Consider the following 14,464-nt stretch of genomic DNA (forward strand, 5'->3'; position numbering starts at 1 on the left):
GGGTCTTCCTCTTATCTCAGGCCGTAGAACTGCCGCAGGAACTGGCGGACGAGGGCCTCGCCCTTCTTGACGGTCTCGGCCTCCGTCGCGGCCAGGATCCCCCGGCCACCGGTGCGGGCCTTCGCCCAGGCCTCGCCGAGCTCCACCTCGCGGAGCCGCAGCTCGGCGCGTTCGGCCACCGAGCCCTTCAGGTACGTCCGCTGGCCCGCCTCCTCCTGTTCGAGACCGGCCGCCGCGGCCGCGGCGCCCTCCATCGACATCGGGAACAGCCCCCGGTTGCCCAGGCGGTTGCCCTCGTGCCCGGCGAACGCCTGGTCCCGGTCGAAGCCGCCGGCCCCCGGTCCGCGGGCCAGCAGATCGGTCGTCATGGCCGCGAAGCCGAGGTTGGCGGGATTCCGGACGGACTCCCGGACGAACATCAGCCAGTGCGCGTTGCGGACCAGCTCCTGCTGCTCCGGCGTGAACGACGGGGGCAGTTGCTTGTTGGTGCTGTACGCCCGCAGCGCCATGGCGAAGTTCATGTCGGTCAGACCGACGCGGGTCAGATCGGCCGGGATCTCGGGGTACTTGCCGACCCCCCTGGTGATCTGGTTGAAGGCGCCCGCCCACTGCTGTTCGCTGACCGGTCCGCCCTCCGGGCCGACCAGGTAGCGGTCCACCTTTCCCCAGCGGAGCCTGTACGGCGGGAGGGTGAGCGGACCGCCCTGCGCGGCCGAGAGTTCGAGGTCCGTGCCGCGGTTGCGCAGGTACCGGACGACGCCGGGAATGTCCTTCCGCCCCTGCGTCCGCAGCTCCTGGTCCCCGGCGGCCGCCCCGGCCCGGTACTTGAGGATCCGCATGTGCGTCGCGACCGCGATCACGTCGGCCCGTTCCAGGAGGCCCTGGGCCTGCTTGCGGATGATCGCGCGGACCTCCTCCGCCGTCAGCTCGAAGCCGCCCCCGGCCGCTTCCCTGGGGTTGAGCAGCGCCTCGATGGTGAAGGCCGGACTGCCGACCTCGGAGAGACCGGTCAGCCGGTACCAGGCCCGCATCCCGGCCAGGACCGGTCCGAGCACCGGCTGCGGCACACCCCGGGCCAGCAGGCGCTGGATCCGCGGACGGATGCGGGCGACGATCAGGTCCAGGCGCTGCTGCTTCGCCTGCGGCGAGTTCTCGCGTGCGCGGCGCTCGGCGCGCTGCCGGCGGCGCCTGCTCTGCCAGTCACGCAGCCGGTCGCGCTGCTTGCGGTAGCCGTCGCGGATCCGGTGGGCGCCGTTGGTCAGGGCGCGGCCCAGCCGGCTGCCGAGGAGCTTGCGGCCGAGGGCACGGGCGGCGCCGCGGACACGGGTGAGGGCGGCCCGGACCGTCCGGCGGGAGGCGTCCAGCGCGCGGCCGACGGCCGAGCCGGGGCGGCGGGGCGCGGCGGACCGCGGACGGGCGGCCTCGCGGCGCGGGCGCCCGGTGGCGGGGGTGGGGTGCTGCGCGCGTCGGTCGATACGCGGGGCGGGGCGGGCCCGTTCGGGCAGCGGCTGGGCGGCGCGGGTGGGGGAGGGGCTGCGGCGCAACGACCGGGTGGCCCGGCGCAGGGTCTCCCGGGCCCGGTTGACGGCGCGTCCGGCCGCCCGGCGGGCGCCCCGGCCGGCCCTGGCCAGGCCCTTCAGGATCCGTTGGGCGATTCCCTTGAGCCGGTTGCCGACCGCCTTGCCGGCTCCCTTGAGCTTGCCGAGCAGGAAGTTGGAGATGAAGTCCAGCAGCGCGACCACGCCCGACGCGACCGCGTCGGCGAACAGACAGGCGGCCGATCCGGACCTGACCGCCTTGAGGAAGGCGACGAACCTCCCGATCGCGGCGACGATCCTGCTGACGGTGTTCCACGCCGCGACCAGGCCCTGGATGATCGCCATGACCGCGCCCGCGGCCGGCACGATCAGTGACACCAGCTTCTCGATGACGATCGAGACGATCATCCCGGGCAGCGCGGCCACGATCGCCTGCCAGGCCATCCGGCCGATCCGGGCCATCGAGACACAGCCCTTGGCCAGGACGTTGACCAGGGCGGAGGTCAGACCGACGACCGACTCGACCTTCTCGTCGAACCACTGCTTGACCGCCCGCTTGATCGCCCCCCACAGGTGGAGCCGGATGCCGTCGACCGCGGCGGTGCCCAGCTTGCGCAGCCACCCGCCCGGGTCGGCGGCGATGTCGCCGATCAGGACGGCGAACTCGCCGAACACCGCGATGGCCTTCCGCACGAAGTCGATCGCGTCCAGCACCGTTCTGCGGACCGCCTCGATCGCGGCCTTCAGCCCGGCCTCCAGCGTGTCCAGCAGCGCGCTCAGCCCGGCCGCCAGCGCGTCGAGCAGCTTGTCGACGGCGTTCCTGAGCCTGTCCGCCCACGCGTTGACCTTGGCGACGGCCCGGTCGCGCCACTCCTCGATCTTCCGGCGGAACCGGTCCCGCAGGTCCGGGAAGGCCGCCAACAGGACGTCGCAGATCGCGATCAGCGCGTCGGCGAGCTTGTCGATCAGCTCGACGGCGAACTTCCGCGCCTGGTCGATCGCCCAATCGGCGAACGTGCGGAAGCCGTCGATGATGTCGTTGATCAGACCGCGGAAGTAGTCGAAGACCCTGGTCACCGCCTGGACCAGCGCGTCGAAGGCCGCCTTGACCTTGGACTTGACCCAGCCCCACCAGCCCTCGGACTCCTCCTTCTTGCGGTCCTTCTCCTGCCGCGCCTTCTCCTCGGCCTCCTTCCGCTTGTCCTGGATCTTCCGGTTGTCCTGCTGCTGACGGTCCCGGACGTCCTTGTCGGCCTGGGTGCGCCTGCCCTCGATCCGGCCGGTCCGGTCCCGGTGCTCCGCGTCGGCGTCCCGGTCCGCTCCGGCGACCTTCCGGTCCTGCTCGGTGCGCCACTGCTCGCGCTCGGCGGCGACCTTCTCCGCGGCGTCGCCCCGCTCGCCGGCCTGCGCCCGGGCGTTGTCGGCCACCTCCTGGTCGATCCCGGCCTGGTTCTGCCGGCGCGCCTCGGCCTCGCCCTGCTTCTGCCGGGCCTGTTCGGAGCCCAGCCGGCTCCGGCCCTGGCCGACCGCGGCCTCGATCTGCGGGCCGCGCTCCTGCCGGGCCACCAGGCCGATGCCCGGCCCGGTGCCTGGGCCGGTGCCTGGGCCGGTGCCGACCGCTCCGCCGGTGCGGGCGCCCCCGCTTCGCCGGCCGCCCCCCGGCACCGAGGCGGTCAGGGTCTCCTTCGGCACGTCCGGGTAGATCCGGTCCTCGCCCATCGGCTTGGCGGCGTCCTCCCGGCCGACACCGAGGATCCTGGCGGAACCGTCCTTGAGCTTCGCCGTCTGCAGATCGGTCCGCACCGGGTCGCTCTCACCGGACAGTTCGACCCGGGGCGCCGGACCGACCGTGGTGTTCAGCGCCGGGTCGGTCGAGGGCACGCCGTCGACCGCGCCCTGAACCTGCTGCACCTCCTGCGGCGAGACCTGGCCGCCCGCGTCGTCGGTGACATGCGGCGGGGCGACCCGCTCGGCGGGGTTCGGCCCCTCGACGCGCTTCCGTTCGGCCTCCTGCTGGGCGCGCTCCGTGTCCGCCGGGCCGACCCGCTCCAGCCGCTCCGTCACCGCCTCCGCGGGCGGCGCGGCCTCGGGCGTACCGGACTGGGTCCGCGGGGCTCCCGACGGCCGCTGCACGGCGGGCGGGTCCGCCTGCAGCCGGGCGTGCTGCTCGCCGACCGTACGGTCCACCGAGCCGTCCACGCCGTCCAGCGCGGTGGCCATCCGATCGGGCGGCAGGCTCGCGGCGGTGGCGAGCGCGCTCTGCGGGTCCTGGGCGGAGACGTCGGGCGGGGCCGGTGCCTCCTCCTGCTTGGCCGGGGCGGCGGCGCCGGCCGCGCAACCGCCGGCTCCCGCGCCGGTGGCGTCGGGCTCCGCCTCGGTGGTGGGCTGCTGCGGGCCCGCGCAGGCGCCGCCGCCGGACTCCAGGGAGGCCTCCGGGGCGGGACCGGCGGCGAGGTCGGCCGGGGCGTCGGTCTGCTCGGCCGCCGGACCGGGGGCCGTGGGCGGCGCGGAGTCGGGCGGCGCGGAGTCGGGCGCCGGCCCGGGTGCGCGGTCCGGGGCGTCGGCGGTTCCGGTCGGGCCCTCGCCGCCTACCGGCCCGGCTGCGGTGGGGGCGGTGGGGGCGGCGGTGCGCTGCGGGGCGCTCGGCTCGGGCCCGCGCGGCTCCTCGGCTTCCGGCTGCCGGCCCGGCTGCTGTTCCTGCCCCGGCTCGGGCTGCTCCCGCTGCTCAGGGGCGGCGGGCTCGGCGGCCGGGCCCCTGTCCGGGCCCCCGTCCGGGCCGCCGTCCGACGCGGGATCGGGGCCGACCTCCTGCGCGACCGGCCGTTCCGGCTGGAGGTCGCGGCCACCCGCGTCCTCGGCCTCGGCCTGCGCGGGCTCCTCGTCGGCCTCCGGCCGGCTCCCACGCTCGTCCTGGACCTCCTCGGCCTTGGTCGCGGGGGGCTCCGGGAACGACGGGGCCTCGTCGTCGACGGCCGGCATGCTGTCGGCCGACGGCGGGATCCGGTCGAGGGTCGGGACGGCGGAGAGGTCGAGGTCCGAGGAGGGCAGGAAGTCCCCGGGCCGCAGCTCCGGCCCGTCGGCGGCCGACGGCGCCCGGCCGTCCCGGTCCTCGCCGGGGGCGGCCCGGACCTCGGCGTCCGCGTCGGGCTCCATGCCCAGCGGCCGTTCCTCGTCCCGGATTTCGTCCTGCGGTCGGTCGCCCGCCAGCAGCCCGTGCCGGGCGAGCGGACTGTCCGGGGCCTGCACGATCGCGTCCAGGCGCTCGGGCCGGACGGGCGCCGGCTGCGGCGGCGGCACGGCGGCGGGCTCGCGTGGCGTGGTACCCGCCGAGGGCTGGGCGGCGGCGTCCGGCTGCGCGGCTTCGGGCGGGTTGGTGACGGGGACGGCCTGCGGCGGGGCCGACTCCTCCGCCGTGGCGGGCGCCTGCGCTGCCGCTGCCGGTGCTGCCTCGGATGCTGCTGCGGGGGCCTCCGGGGCCGCTGCGGGTTGCTCCGCCGGCTGCGCGCCCGGCGGAGCCTGGTCGGCCGCGCCTTCCGGGGGTTGGGCCTGCTGCTCGTCCTGCTGCTGCTCCGGCGGCCGGTTCTGCTCCTGACCGGGCTCGACGGTCGGCTCGGTGGCCTCGGTGGCCTCGGTGACCGGCGCGGGCGTCTGCGCGCCGTCCACCTCGGCCGGGCGCTGCTCGGCGGCCTCGACCAGCTCCAGTACCCGGGTGTAGTCGGAGGAGGGCAGCCGGTCGGCCAGCCGGTCGAGTACGGAGGCCTGCAACTCGGGGGCGAAGCGTGCGAGTTGAAGCCTGACCCGACCGGAGGAGTCGGTCGGGTCGCCGCGCAGCGAGCGCAGGATGCCGGCCGCCAGCCGGTCGACCAGGGTGGCCGGATCGAGCCGCTCGGTGCGGAACCGGTCGGCGTCGACGGTCGCGTAGCGGAGCCAGCCCGGCGTGGCACCCGGTGTGGCACCCGGTGTGGCCGCCGCCGGCCGGTCGTCGCGCGCGCCGCGCTCCGCCTCCCGTTCGATCGGGTCCTGCGGCAGACTGACCGCGCCCAGGTCGCGGCCGGCCCGCAGCGCGCCGAGCGGGTTCGGGGCCTGGACGGTGTGCAGCAGCTCATGGGTGAGCAGCCGCCGGCCGTCCTCGGCGGCGGGCCGGTACTTGCCCTCGCCGAAGAAGAGGTCCTGGCCGACGGCGACGGCGTCCGCGCCGATCAGTTCGGTCAGCGCGGCGGAGTCCCGGTCGGTGTGCACCCGGACCCGGCTGAGGTCGTGTCCGAGCCGCGCCTCCAGCTCCCGGCGCAGGCCCGGGTCGAGCGGCTGGCCGGCGCCGGAGACGATCTCCTTCGGCTCCGGCGTCCGGGACTTCGGCGTCCGTGCGCGCTTCCGCTCCGCGCCCCGCCCGGCGTCCTTCGAGGCGACGGCGGGCGTGGCGGCCGTCGCGGCGGGCCGTGTCATGGCCGCCCCCGTCCCGCGGGCCGGCCGCCGCCCGACAGCCCGCTGTGCACGGCACGGGCGAGCGCCTCGCCGAGCCGCCGCGCGGAGACACCCGCGGGCAGCGGCGGCAGCCCGGCGAGCCGGTCCAGCGCGCGGTCACCGCCGGCCGCGAGCGGCACGCCGCGTGCGGCGACCAGACGGGCCAGTTCGCTCCGGAACGCCGTCGTCAGCCGGTCGTGGTCGATTCCCGCGAAGCCGTCCAGGACCAGCTCACCGATCTCGACCTCGATCCGTCCGGCACTCCCGCGCCCGGCGCCATCACGCCCGGTACCGGGCTCCCGCCGCTCCTCGGTCAGATCCATCCGCCGACCTCCGAGGGCGTCAACGGGCGCTCCAGCTTCAGGTACTCGGTGCGCGCGGCGGCCAGCAGGTGCCGCATCTGCAGGGGACAGTCCTCGTCGGCGGCCTGGAAGGCGGCGGAGAGCGCGATGTTGCGGATGGAACCGCCGGTCACGGTCAGCTGGGCGAGCCGCTCCGGGTCCACGCCCTGGCTGGGGGTCCGCGCGGGGATGACCCGCCGCCAGATCTCGGCGCGCTCCGGCACCCCGGGGAACGGGAAGTCGACCACGAACCTGATCCGCCGCATGAACGCCGGGTCCAGCGCCTTCTTCATGTTGGTGGTGAGCACCGCCAGGCCCCGGTAGGCCTCCATCCGCATCAGCAGGTAGCTGACCTCCAGGTTGGCGTAGCGGTCATGGCTGTCCCTGACCTCGCTGCGCTTGCCGAACAGCGCGTCGGCCTCGTCGAACAGCAGCAGTGCGCCGCCGCGTTCGGCCGCGTCGAAGACCCGCCGAAGGTTCTTCTCGGTCTCGCCGATGTACTTGCTGACGACCTGGGAGAGGTCGATGACGAACAGGTCCACCCCGAGCTGCCCGGCGACCACCTCGGCCGCCAGCGTCTTTCCGGTGCCCGACCCGCCGGCGAACAGCGCGGTGACGCCGAGGCCGTGGCGCAGCACGGCTTCGAAGCCCCACTCCTGGTAGACGGTGCCGCGTCGGCGGACGTGGGCGACGATCTCGCGCAGCGTCGCGCGCTGGCGATCCTCCAGCACCAGGTCCTCCCAGCCGGCGCGCGGCTCGACCCGTCGGCCCAGCTCGTCGAGGCACATCCGGGCTTCCACCAGCCCGGCGTGCCACGCCAGCGGGCTGATGTCCCGGCCGTTCCCGGCCGCCCGCCGGGCCGTCGCCGCGGCGGATCGGATCACATGGCCGGGCAGCGAGAACTGTGCGGCCAGCGAACGGAGTTCACGCTCGGTGATCCCCGGTGCGCCGTCCAGGGCGGTGGTCCAGATCGCCAGCTGGTCCTCGGGGCCGAGCGGGGGCACGGCCAGCCGGGGACGGTCGGAGGCCCCGGGGGGCCGGGGCTCGTCGCCGGACACGACCAGCGGAACGGTGAGGCCCGCGAGGAAGGCCTCCACGCCGTTCGGGCTGTGCGGGCGCTCCCGGCCCGGCTCCGCGCCCTCCACCAGCAGGGCGGCCGGGATCAGGATCGCCTCCCGCTGCCACAGCCGGGCGAGCCGCTCGCGTTCGGCCGGCTCGGTGGGCAGGTCCTCGCGGTGGGCGGCGTAGAGGCCGAGCCCGGCGCGGTGGGCCGCTGCCGCCGCGATCTCCCAGCGGGTGCGGCGGTCGGCGCCGGTCAGTTCGCTGTGCGGCGGTCCGTGCGGCCCGTCCGGTCCGGCCGCGGTCCACGTCCGCGCCAGTTCGGCGGCGCACCGTTCGTGCGGGCCGGGCAGTTCGCCGGGCGGGCCGACCCGGGTGAGCAGCCCGTGCAACCGCACGTCCAGGTAGGGCACGCCGACCAGGAAGTGCAGCACCCGCTCGTCGATCCGCAGCCGGGAGGTGGTGAGCGCCGTCTCGTCCTCCGGCTCGGTCAGCCGGAAGCGGCGCAGCGGGCCGACCGGGGTGAGCGCGCTCCAGTGCGGTCGGTCCAGGGCGGCCAGGGCGAGCGAGAAGGTCGGGTACGCGCGCCCGGGGTCGCCGCTCGCCGCGGCGCACCGGGCGGCGGCGGTGGGGTCGATCTCGGGGGCGGCGGCCAGGACGAGGAGGTCGCGCTCGAACGGGGTGAGGCCGAAGGAGGCGGTGAGCGCGTCCAGGGCCGTGACGGGCGGTGGCTGCCCGACCAGGTGGCCGTCGGCCGCACCGGCCGCACCGGCCGCACCGGTCGTCCTGCCCGCCCTGCCGGCCCCGGACGCACCGCTCGGCCGCCGGCCGGTGCGGCCCGCCGCGTGCGCGTCGACCCGTTCCAGCACGGCCGTGACCGCGGCCGACAGCGACCGCCGGTGCGGTTCGTCCGCCGGGCCGTCGTGGCCCTGCCCTCGGCGCGTGCTCATCGTGTCCCCCCGTCCCCCGGTCAGTGCGTCAGATCCACGACGGGGCCGGTGAAGGACCCGTCCCCGTCCACCGTCAACTCGCTGGGCACGCCGTCCACCTGCACCCGGGCCAGGTACACCGTCGGGCGGAGGCCGGTGACCGGCACCCGGACCTTGAACGGGTCGCTGCGCGGCCGCGGCGGCGCGGGTGCGCGGAACTGGTGGCTCGCCCCGGCCCGACCGGTGGGCGGGTGCAGCTCGTCCAGCAGCAGCAGGACGTGCTGGTCGTCCCGGAGCGGCAGGTCCAGTCGGACGTCCAGCCGGGCCGAGACCCCGGCCGGTCCGTCGGCGCGGTCCGCCGTGCCGATCGGCGCCAGGATCCGCGGCTGCCGGGCGAAGGTCTGCGCGTTGGACTCCACGGCGAGGTGCTCGGCGGCCGGCCGGCCGTCCAGCGCCAGTCCGTGCAGCACCTGCACCTGGTGGACGCCGGGCGGCAGATCCTCCGGGACGGCCAGCACCAGCCGGTCGTCCCGGACGGCGCCCGGGCCGACCGTCACCCGCTGCTCGCCCAGCCGGACCACCACCAGGTCCGCGCGCAGGCCGGAGCCGTGCACCACCAGCTCCCGGTCCTTGGTCACCGGCCCCTCCTCGGGGACGTCCCGGGACCCGGCCGGTCGGGAGAGCACCCGTGCGACGACCGGTCCGCGGGACGGCACGGCCCGCACGGTACGGCGCAGCACGGGCTTGCCGGCCACCGGATCGGTCCTGCCCTCCACCAGGACGGCGGTGGCTTGGTAGGCGACGGACAGCGCGAACGGCGTCTGGAACAGCGCGGTCCACAGCTTGGACAGCTCGTCGACGTCCATCGACGCGGCGGTGAAGCGGACCCGCTGCGGCGAGGCGGCCAGGTCCGCTCCCGCCAGGTACGGCTGGGCGGCTGCCTCCTCGATCAACTGACGGGACAGCACTGGCTGTTCGGTCAGCGCCCGGACCACGCAGCCGAGCAGCCGCTGGCCGACCAGCCGGGACTCCTCGCCGTAGCAGCTGATCAGGTAGTGCAGGTCGAGGGCGGCGGTCGGCCGGGTCAGCAGGGTGCCGTCCGTCGTGCGGGTGGGCGCGTCGAGGTTGCGCAGCGAGGCGTTGGGCGTGACCTGGTAGAGGAAGACGGTGATGGCCGGGTCGGTCGGCGGCTCGCTGGGCGGCTTGCGGGTGCCGACCTCGACCGCGAACGGGATGTCGGGCGAGAGCGCGCGGATGATGAGCAGCCGCAGCGCCTCGCTCACGGTGGCGATGGCGAGGTGGTTGCTCATGGGCCCGCCCGCTCGGTCATGAGGGCTCCCGGGTGAGGTAGGTGTCCAGGCCGAGGACCGGGGCCGGGCGGGCCGCGGCCGGCCTGCGCGGTTCGGCCTGGACGCGTTCGGCGGCCCTGACCTCGACCCGCCCGATCCGCACCCGCACCACCCGTTCGACCGGCCGCGGCCGACGGCGGGTCCCGGCCCCGTTCCCGGACGGGTGTCCCGGGGCGGCCACCGCGGCGGCCCGCCGTCCGGACGCCGGTGCGACGGCCGGCCGTACGGGCGCGGGTGGCGCCCCGGCCGGGGGCTCGGCCGCGACCGTGCGCTGCGGTGCGGCGACGGGCGCCGCGGTGGCCGGCGCCGGGGCCGCCGGGCGGGCGGCCCCCGTCCGCGGCGGTGGCTCGTCGGCCCGCGCGGTGGCGGTGGCGATCGGCGGCGCGAGCAGCAGCGGTGTGCGCGGCAGCGGAAGGGCGGGCGCGGCGGCCGGGCGGTCGGCGCCGCCCGCCGCCGGGGGCGTCTCCCCGGCCGGCGTCGGATGCGGTGTCGCCGACCGGGGGAGCAGCGCGAGAACGGGCCGCCCGTCCGGCAGGCCCGGGGCGACCGGCTCTCCGCCCCCGGCCGGCAGCGTCGGTCCGAGCGCGTCGATCCGTTCGAACGGCCCCGGCAGGCGCGGGCGTACCCGCACGCCGGCTCCGGCCCCGGCGGGGTCCCGGCCCGGGGCGCCCTTGGCCACCAGGCGGTCGAAGTGGTCAGGCATCTGCACACAACTCCAGGTAGTAGCGGCGCCGCAGCGGGCTGAGGGCGAGGATCTCCGGCTCGCTCCAGCCGTAGGCGGTGGCCAGCAGATGGACGTCGAGCAGGGTGGCCCGGGCCCAGTCGTCCAGCTCCTCCCAGAGGTAGGAGGCGATGTCCAGCTCGGCGAGGGTCTGCCGCCCGCACTCGGGGCAGCCGAGGTTCAGCCGCACGTCCGCGCAGGGGTCGGCGGTGGCAGCGGCCTCGGCCATCCGCCGCTGCACCGGCTCGGGGAGCTGCCGCGCCGCCACCGGCTCCCCGCCGTGCTCGGCGGTCAGCACGCACCGCTCCAGCAGCACGGCCCTCGCCCGGCCGGCCGGGGCCTGCTCGGCGGCGGCCAGGTCGGCGGGGGTGGCCGGCCGGAAGCCGACCCGCCAGCCGTCCAGCTCCACCCGCAGCGGCCCGGGCGCCGGTCGCGCGGCACCGGCCATCCACCCGGCGTCGAAGGTGAACTCCATCTCCTCCGAGCAGCCCGGGCAGCCGAGCCGCATGGTGAGCTGGTCGCCGAACAGCTCGGTGCGCAGTCCGAACAGTTCGGCGTCCCGCTCGCCGAGCGGTACGGCCAGCAGCTCCTCCGCCCCGGCGCCGGGACGGGCGACGGTGTGCAGCAGCAGGGCCCGCCCGGTGCGCCCGGCCGCCTGCCCGGCCTCCCAGGTGGCCAACAGGGCCGCCTGCCCGGTGAGTTCCATGGTCCGACCGCCGCTCAGGCCGGTTGCTGGAACGACGGCTCTTCCGGTTCGGGCGTCTCCTCGTCCCGCTCCCAGCCCTCCACCTCCAGCTTGAGGCTCTGGATCGCCACCGCGTTGGCGTTGGCGTCGAGTTCGCCGAGCACCTGGTACTCGCTCGGCCAGGCGCGGTACAGCTTGTGGGCGACCGCCACCTGACCGGCCTCGTTGAGCACCTGGATCACCAGGTCCTTGCGGAAGTCCCGCAGCGAGACCTCGGCCCCGCGGCCCGCGCCGACCATCCAGACCTTGTTGGCCCAGCGGTCGAACTCCGGGTCGTGGGTGACACCGCGCTCCAGGGTGACCGCCTCGAAGTCGGTGCGGCCCGGCGACTTCCGCGGCGCGCTCGAATCTCCCCCGCTGCGGTGCTTCACCACTTCGGTGGTGCGCTTGAGCGGACTGACCTTGCTGATGCCGGCGACGATCCGGCCGTCCCAGACCACCAGGAACTTGAAGTTCTTGTACGGATCGAAGCGATGTGGATTGACGGTGAACTCGACCATGGAGATCCTAAACCTCGAACTGTCCGGCGAGCTGCTCGATCTTGACAATCACGAATTCCGCAGGTTTGAGCGGCGCGAATCCGACCACGACGTTCACCACGCCGCGATTGATGTCGTCCTGGGTGGTGGTGTCCCGGTCGCACTTGACGAAATAGGCCGAGCGCGCGGACGTGCCCTGGAACGCGCCCTGCTGGAACAGCGAGTGCAGGAACGCGCCCACGTTCAGCCGGATCTGTGCCCACAGCCGCTCGTCGTTGGGCTCGAACACCACCCACTTGGTGCCGCGGTAGAGGCTCTCCTCCAGCATCAGCGCGAGGCGCCGCACCGGGACGTACTTCCACTGCGAGCCGAGCACATCGGCCCCGGCCATCGTCCGGGCGCCCCACGCCACCGGGCCCACCACCGGGAAGGTCCGCAGGCAGTTCACCGCGAGCGGGTTCAGCAGGCCGTTCTCCCGGTCCGTCAGCGGAACGGTCAGCGCGCGCACCCCGGGCAGACCGGCCTCGGTGCCCGCCGGGGCCTTCCACACTCCCCGCTGGCCGTCGGTGCGCGCCATCACGCCGGCGATGGTGCCCGAGGGCGGGAAGGCGCGCAGCCGGCCGGTGAGCGGATCGACCAGCTCCAGGTGCGGGAAGTACAGCGCCGCGTGGTCGCTGCGCACCGAGTCGAAGGCGGACAGGCCGGCCCGGGCGGCGTCCAGCGTCGTCCACGCCTGCGGGGAGTCGACGATCAGGAACATCCGCTTCTCCACGCAGAGCGCCTGGGCGGCCGAGACGACCGTGACCGCGTCGTCCACGTCGGCGTAGCCGGCCAGTTCCGGCAGCACCAGCAGGTTGACGTCCTGGACGTCGCGCAGGGCCTGGATGCCGGTCTTGGCCGCCTCGCTGCCGATCAGGTCGGTCAGGCCGGGGGACGCGCCGTCCTGGCCGCCGGTGAGGGCGAGGACCGGCGGGCTGACCGAGCCCTCCAGCCCCAGGTTGTTGGCGGCCTCGCCGAGGAAGCGGACCACGTCGGCCGGGTCGGTGGAGCCGGCGACGACCTGGAGCCGCCGGCCGAACACGCTCACCCGGGTGCCCGCGAAGGCCCGCCGGCCCGGGGCGTCGGGCAGGGCGCGCAGTTTGCGCTCCAGCAGCAGGGCGAGTTCGGTGACGGTGGTGGGTGCGGGGCCGTCCGCGGCCGGGTCGTGGACGGTGACGGTGCGCGAGACGTCGCCGATCTTGACCTGGATCGGGTGGGTGAGGTCCGGCAGGGTGGCCGCGAAGGGCTTGGAGACGGTGCCCACCGGGTCCGGCCGGCTCTCCGTCAGGACCTTGACCCGGACGACCGCCGAGCCGTCGTTCACCACCGTCTCGGCGAACCGGGGGTCGGCGGCCCGGACCGACAGGTCCGCGAAGGACTCCTGGACGGCGCCGGAGGTGTCCAGGACCTGGAGGTTGAAGGTGTCGGCCGGGGTCGGCGTCCGGTAGTCCACGGCGACCCGCAGCGCCGCGCCCCAGGCGCCCGGCTCGACGGCCGTGACCTCCAGGGCCGGGGTGGCGGTGGAGGTCTGCGTCGAGCCGAGCGTGACGCCCGCCGCGGCGCCGGTGCCGGCCGCCGCGACCCGCACCACGACCCCGATCGAGCCCCCGTTGAGGAAGAACTGCTGGACGGCGTAGCTGACCGGGCTCTGGCTCGCGAGCCCGCCGAAACGGCGCTCGAAGTCCGCGAAGCTCGTGACGGTGACGGGCTGGTCGAGCGGGCCGCGCCGGGTGGCCCCGACGAAGGCGGTGACCGAGGTGCTCACCGCGGCGATGGTGCGGACGCCACTGGGAAGCTCTTCGATGTAGACGCCCGGGTAGGTCGGTGTCGTCGGCAATTCCCCCTCCGTTCCCTTCGTGCATCAAGAGACTCGGGGAAATGGTGCTCCGAGCATTCCTGGTGCGTTGACGGCAGGCCCAGTTTCATCGTGGGCGGGCTATTCGTCAAGGCTTTTATTGGGGAGGGCAATTGTATTACTTTGCTTATTATCTGGGATTGTGGAATTGCCTGCTCCGCAACTCCTCGGCCAAGCCGTCCGCGCCGGGAACGCGCGCCCTTCACTCCGGCGCACTTGCCGTTGTCGTGCGCTCGTGACCGGGTGAGGTCGTCACGGCCGTGGCTCATGCCTTAGCGTGAGGGCGCTATGGAAGACGTGACTGACACCGCCCGCTCGCCGCTTCGGAATCAGCTGCTCGACGCGGCCTACGACCTGGTGGTCGAACACGGCTGGGCCAAGCTGCGGTTGACGCACATCGCCAAGGCGGCCGAGGTCGGCCGGGCGGTGGTGCACGACCACTTCCCCTCCCTGGACGCGGTGGGGGAGGAGCTCGTCGCGCGGGAGATCGAACGCTTCCTGGGCGGCATCGTCGACGAGCTGAGCAAGCATCCGGACGACCTGCGGGAGAGCGCCGCCGAGGGGGTGGGGTTCGCCCTGCGGTTCGCGGCCGAGAACCCGCTGCTGAACGGCGCGGTCAGCAGCGGGATCGGCGGGGACCGGGCGCTGCTGACGCCGCTCACGACGCGCTCCGAGAGCGTCTTCGACTGCACCTACGCGCTGATCGCCGGGTACGTCGACCGGGCGTGGCCGCAGGTGAGTCCGGAGCGGCGGCGGCTGATGGTCGACGCCGCCGTCCGGCTGACGATCAGTCACATCATGGCCCCCTCCGTACCGGTGCCGGTCGCCGCCCGGGACATCGCCGACATCGCGGCCTACATCGCCGGCGTGGACGGCGTGGACGGCGTGGACGGCGCGGGCGGTTCGGCCGGACCGGCCGGACCGGGCGGCGCGACCGAGGCGTGATCG

The 14,464-nt window shown here is 75.3% G+C and carries 9 protein-coding genes; 1 reads left to right on the forward strand and 8 read right to left on the reverse strand.

The genetic code is table 11. The annotated features are described in order from the left end of the window. Window positions 1-11 precede the first annotated feature (11 nt). The 8 genes from ABZW10_RS12485 to ABZW10_RS12520 are packed head-to-tail and all read right to left on the reverse strand — an operon-like array spanning window position 12 to window position 13,498. Complete coding sequence (locus tag ABZW10_RS12485; protein WP_355363245.1) at window positions 12-5,981, reverse strand: DUF4157 domain-containing protein; 5,970 nt, start codon at window positions 5,979-5,981, stop codon at window positions 12-14. Further along, the gene (locus ABZW10_RS12490; protein WP_355363247.1) at window positions 5,978-6,322 is read right to left on the reverse strand and encodes a hypothetical protein; all 345 of its coding nucleotides are present in this window, start codon (window positions 6,320-6,322) and stop codon (window positions 5,978-5,980) included. Before ABZW10_RS12490 ends, ABZW10_RS12485 begins: the two co-directional genes overlap by 4 nt. Next, window positions 6,313-8,349 carry an ATP-binding protein gene (locus ABZW10_RS12495; protein WP_355363249.1) on the reverse strand — a complete coding sequence of 679 codons (2,037 nt, stop codon included), beginning with the start codon at window positions 8,347-8,349 and terminating at the stop codon, window positions 6,313-6,315. The genes ABZW10_RS12490 and ABZW10_RS12495 overlap by 10 nt, the downstream gene beginning before the upstream one ends. A gap of 20 nt (window positions 8,350-8,369) precedes the next feature. After that, entirely contained in the window at window positions 8,370-9,638 is a 1,269-nt protein-coding gene (locus ABZW10_RS12500) for a DUF4255 domain-containing protein (RefSeq protein ID WP_355363251.1), read from the reverse strand. Window positions 9,639-9,654: 16 nt separating this feature from the next. After that, the gene (locus tag ABZW10_RS12505; protein WP_355363253.1) at window positions 9,655-10,380 is read right to left on the reverse strand and encodes a hypothetical protein; all 726 of its coding nucleotides are present in this window, start codon (window positions 10,378-10,380) and stop codon (window positions 9,655-9,657) included. Next, entirely contained in the window at window positions 10,373-11,104 is a 732-nt protein-coding gene (locus tag ABZW10_RS12510) for a hypothetical protein (RefSeq protein WP_355363255.1), read from the reverse strand. The genes ABZW10_RS12505 and ABZW10_RS12510 overlap by 8 nt, the downstream gene beginning before the upstream one ends. A 14-nt stretch (window positions 11,105-11,118) precedes the next feature. Beyond that, window positions 11,119-11,643 (reverse strand): phage tail protein, encoded by a 525-nt coding sequence (locus ABZW10_RS12515; protein ID WP_355363257.1) that lies wholly within the window; start codon window positions 11,641-11,643, stop codon window positions 11,119-11,121. Window positions 11,644-11,650: 7 nt separating this feature from the next. After that, window positions 11,651-13,498 (reverse strand): phage tail sheath C-terminal domain-containing protein, encoded by a 1,848-nt coding sequence (locus ABZW10_RS12520; RefSeq protein WP_355363259.1) that lies wholly within the window; start codon window positions 13,496-13,498, stop codon window positions 11,651-11,653. 306 nt (window positions 13,499-13,804) lie between these two features. Here ABZW10_RS12520 and ABZW10_RS12525 point away from each other — a divergent pair, with 306 nt between their 5' ends. Beyond that, on the forward strand, window positions 13,805-14,461 hold the full coding sequence (locus tag ABZW10_RS12525; protein ID WP_355363261.1) for a TetR family transcriptional regulator: 657 nt from the start codon (window positions 13,805-13,807) through the stop codon (window positions 14,459-14,461). Window positions 14,462-14,464: the final 3 nt, after the last annotated feature.

Source organism: Kitasatospora sp. NPDC004723 (assembly GCF_040609255.1).
Taxonomy (GTDB): Bacteria; Actinomycetota; Actinomycetes; order Streptomycetales; family Streptomycetaceae; genus Kitasatospora.

Bases quoted from the DNA above. Each gene is read 5' to 3' on its own strand.
- ABZW10_RS12485 (WP_355363245.1), bottom strand. From the start codon at position 5,981: ATGACACGGCCCGCCGCGACGGCCGCCACGCCCGCCGTCGCCTCGAAG.
- ABZW10_RS12490 (WP_355363247.1), bottom strand. From the start codon at position 6,322: ATGGATCTGACCGAGGAGCGGCGGGAGCCCGGTACCGGGCGTGATGGC.
- ABZW10_RS12495 (WP_355363249.1), bottom strand. From the start codon at position 8,349: ATGAGCACGCGCCGAGGGCAGGGCCACGACGGCCCGGCGGACGAACCG.
- ABZW10_RS12500 (WP_355363251.1), bottom strand. From the start codon at position 9,638: ATGAGCAACCACCTCGCCATCGCCACCGTGAGCGAGGCGCTGCGGCTG.
- ABZW10_RS12505 (WP_355363253.1), bottom strand. From the start codon at position 10,380: ATGCCTGACCACTTCGACCGCCTGGTGGCCAAGGGCGCCCCGGGCCGG.
- ABZW10_RS12510 (WP_355363255.1), bottom strand. From the start codon at position 11,104: ATGGAACTCACCGGGCAGGCGGCCCTGTTGGCCACCTGGGAGGCCGGG.
- ABZW10_RS12515 (WP_355363257.1), bottom strand. From the start codon at position 11,643: ATGGTCGAGTTCACCGTCAATCCACATCGCTTCGATCCGTACAAGAAC.
- ABZW10_RS12525 (WP_355363261.1), top strand. From the start codon at position 13,805: ATGGAAGACGTGACTGACACCGCCCGCTCGCCGCTTCGGAATCAGCTG.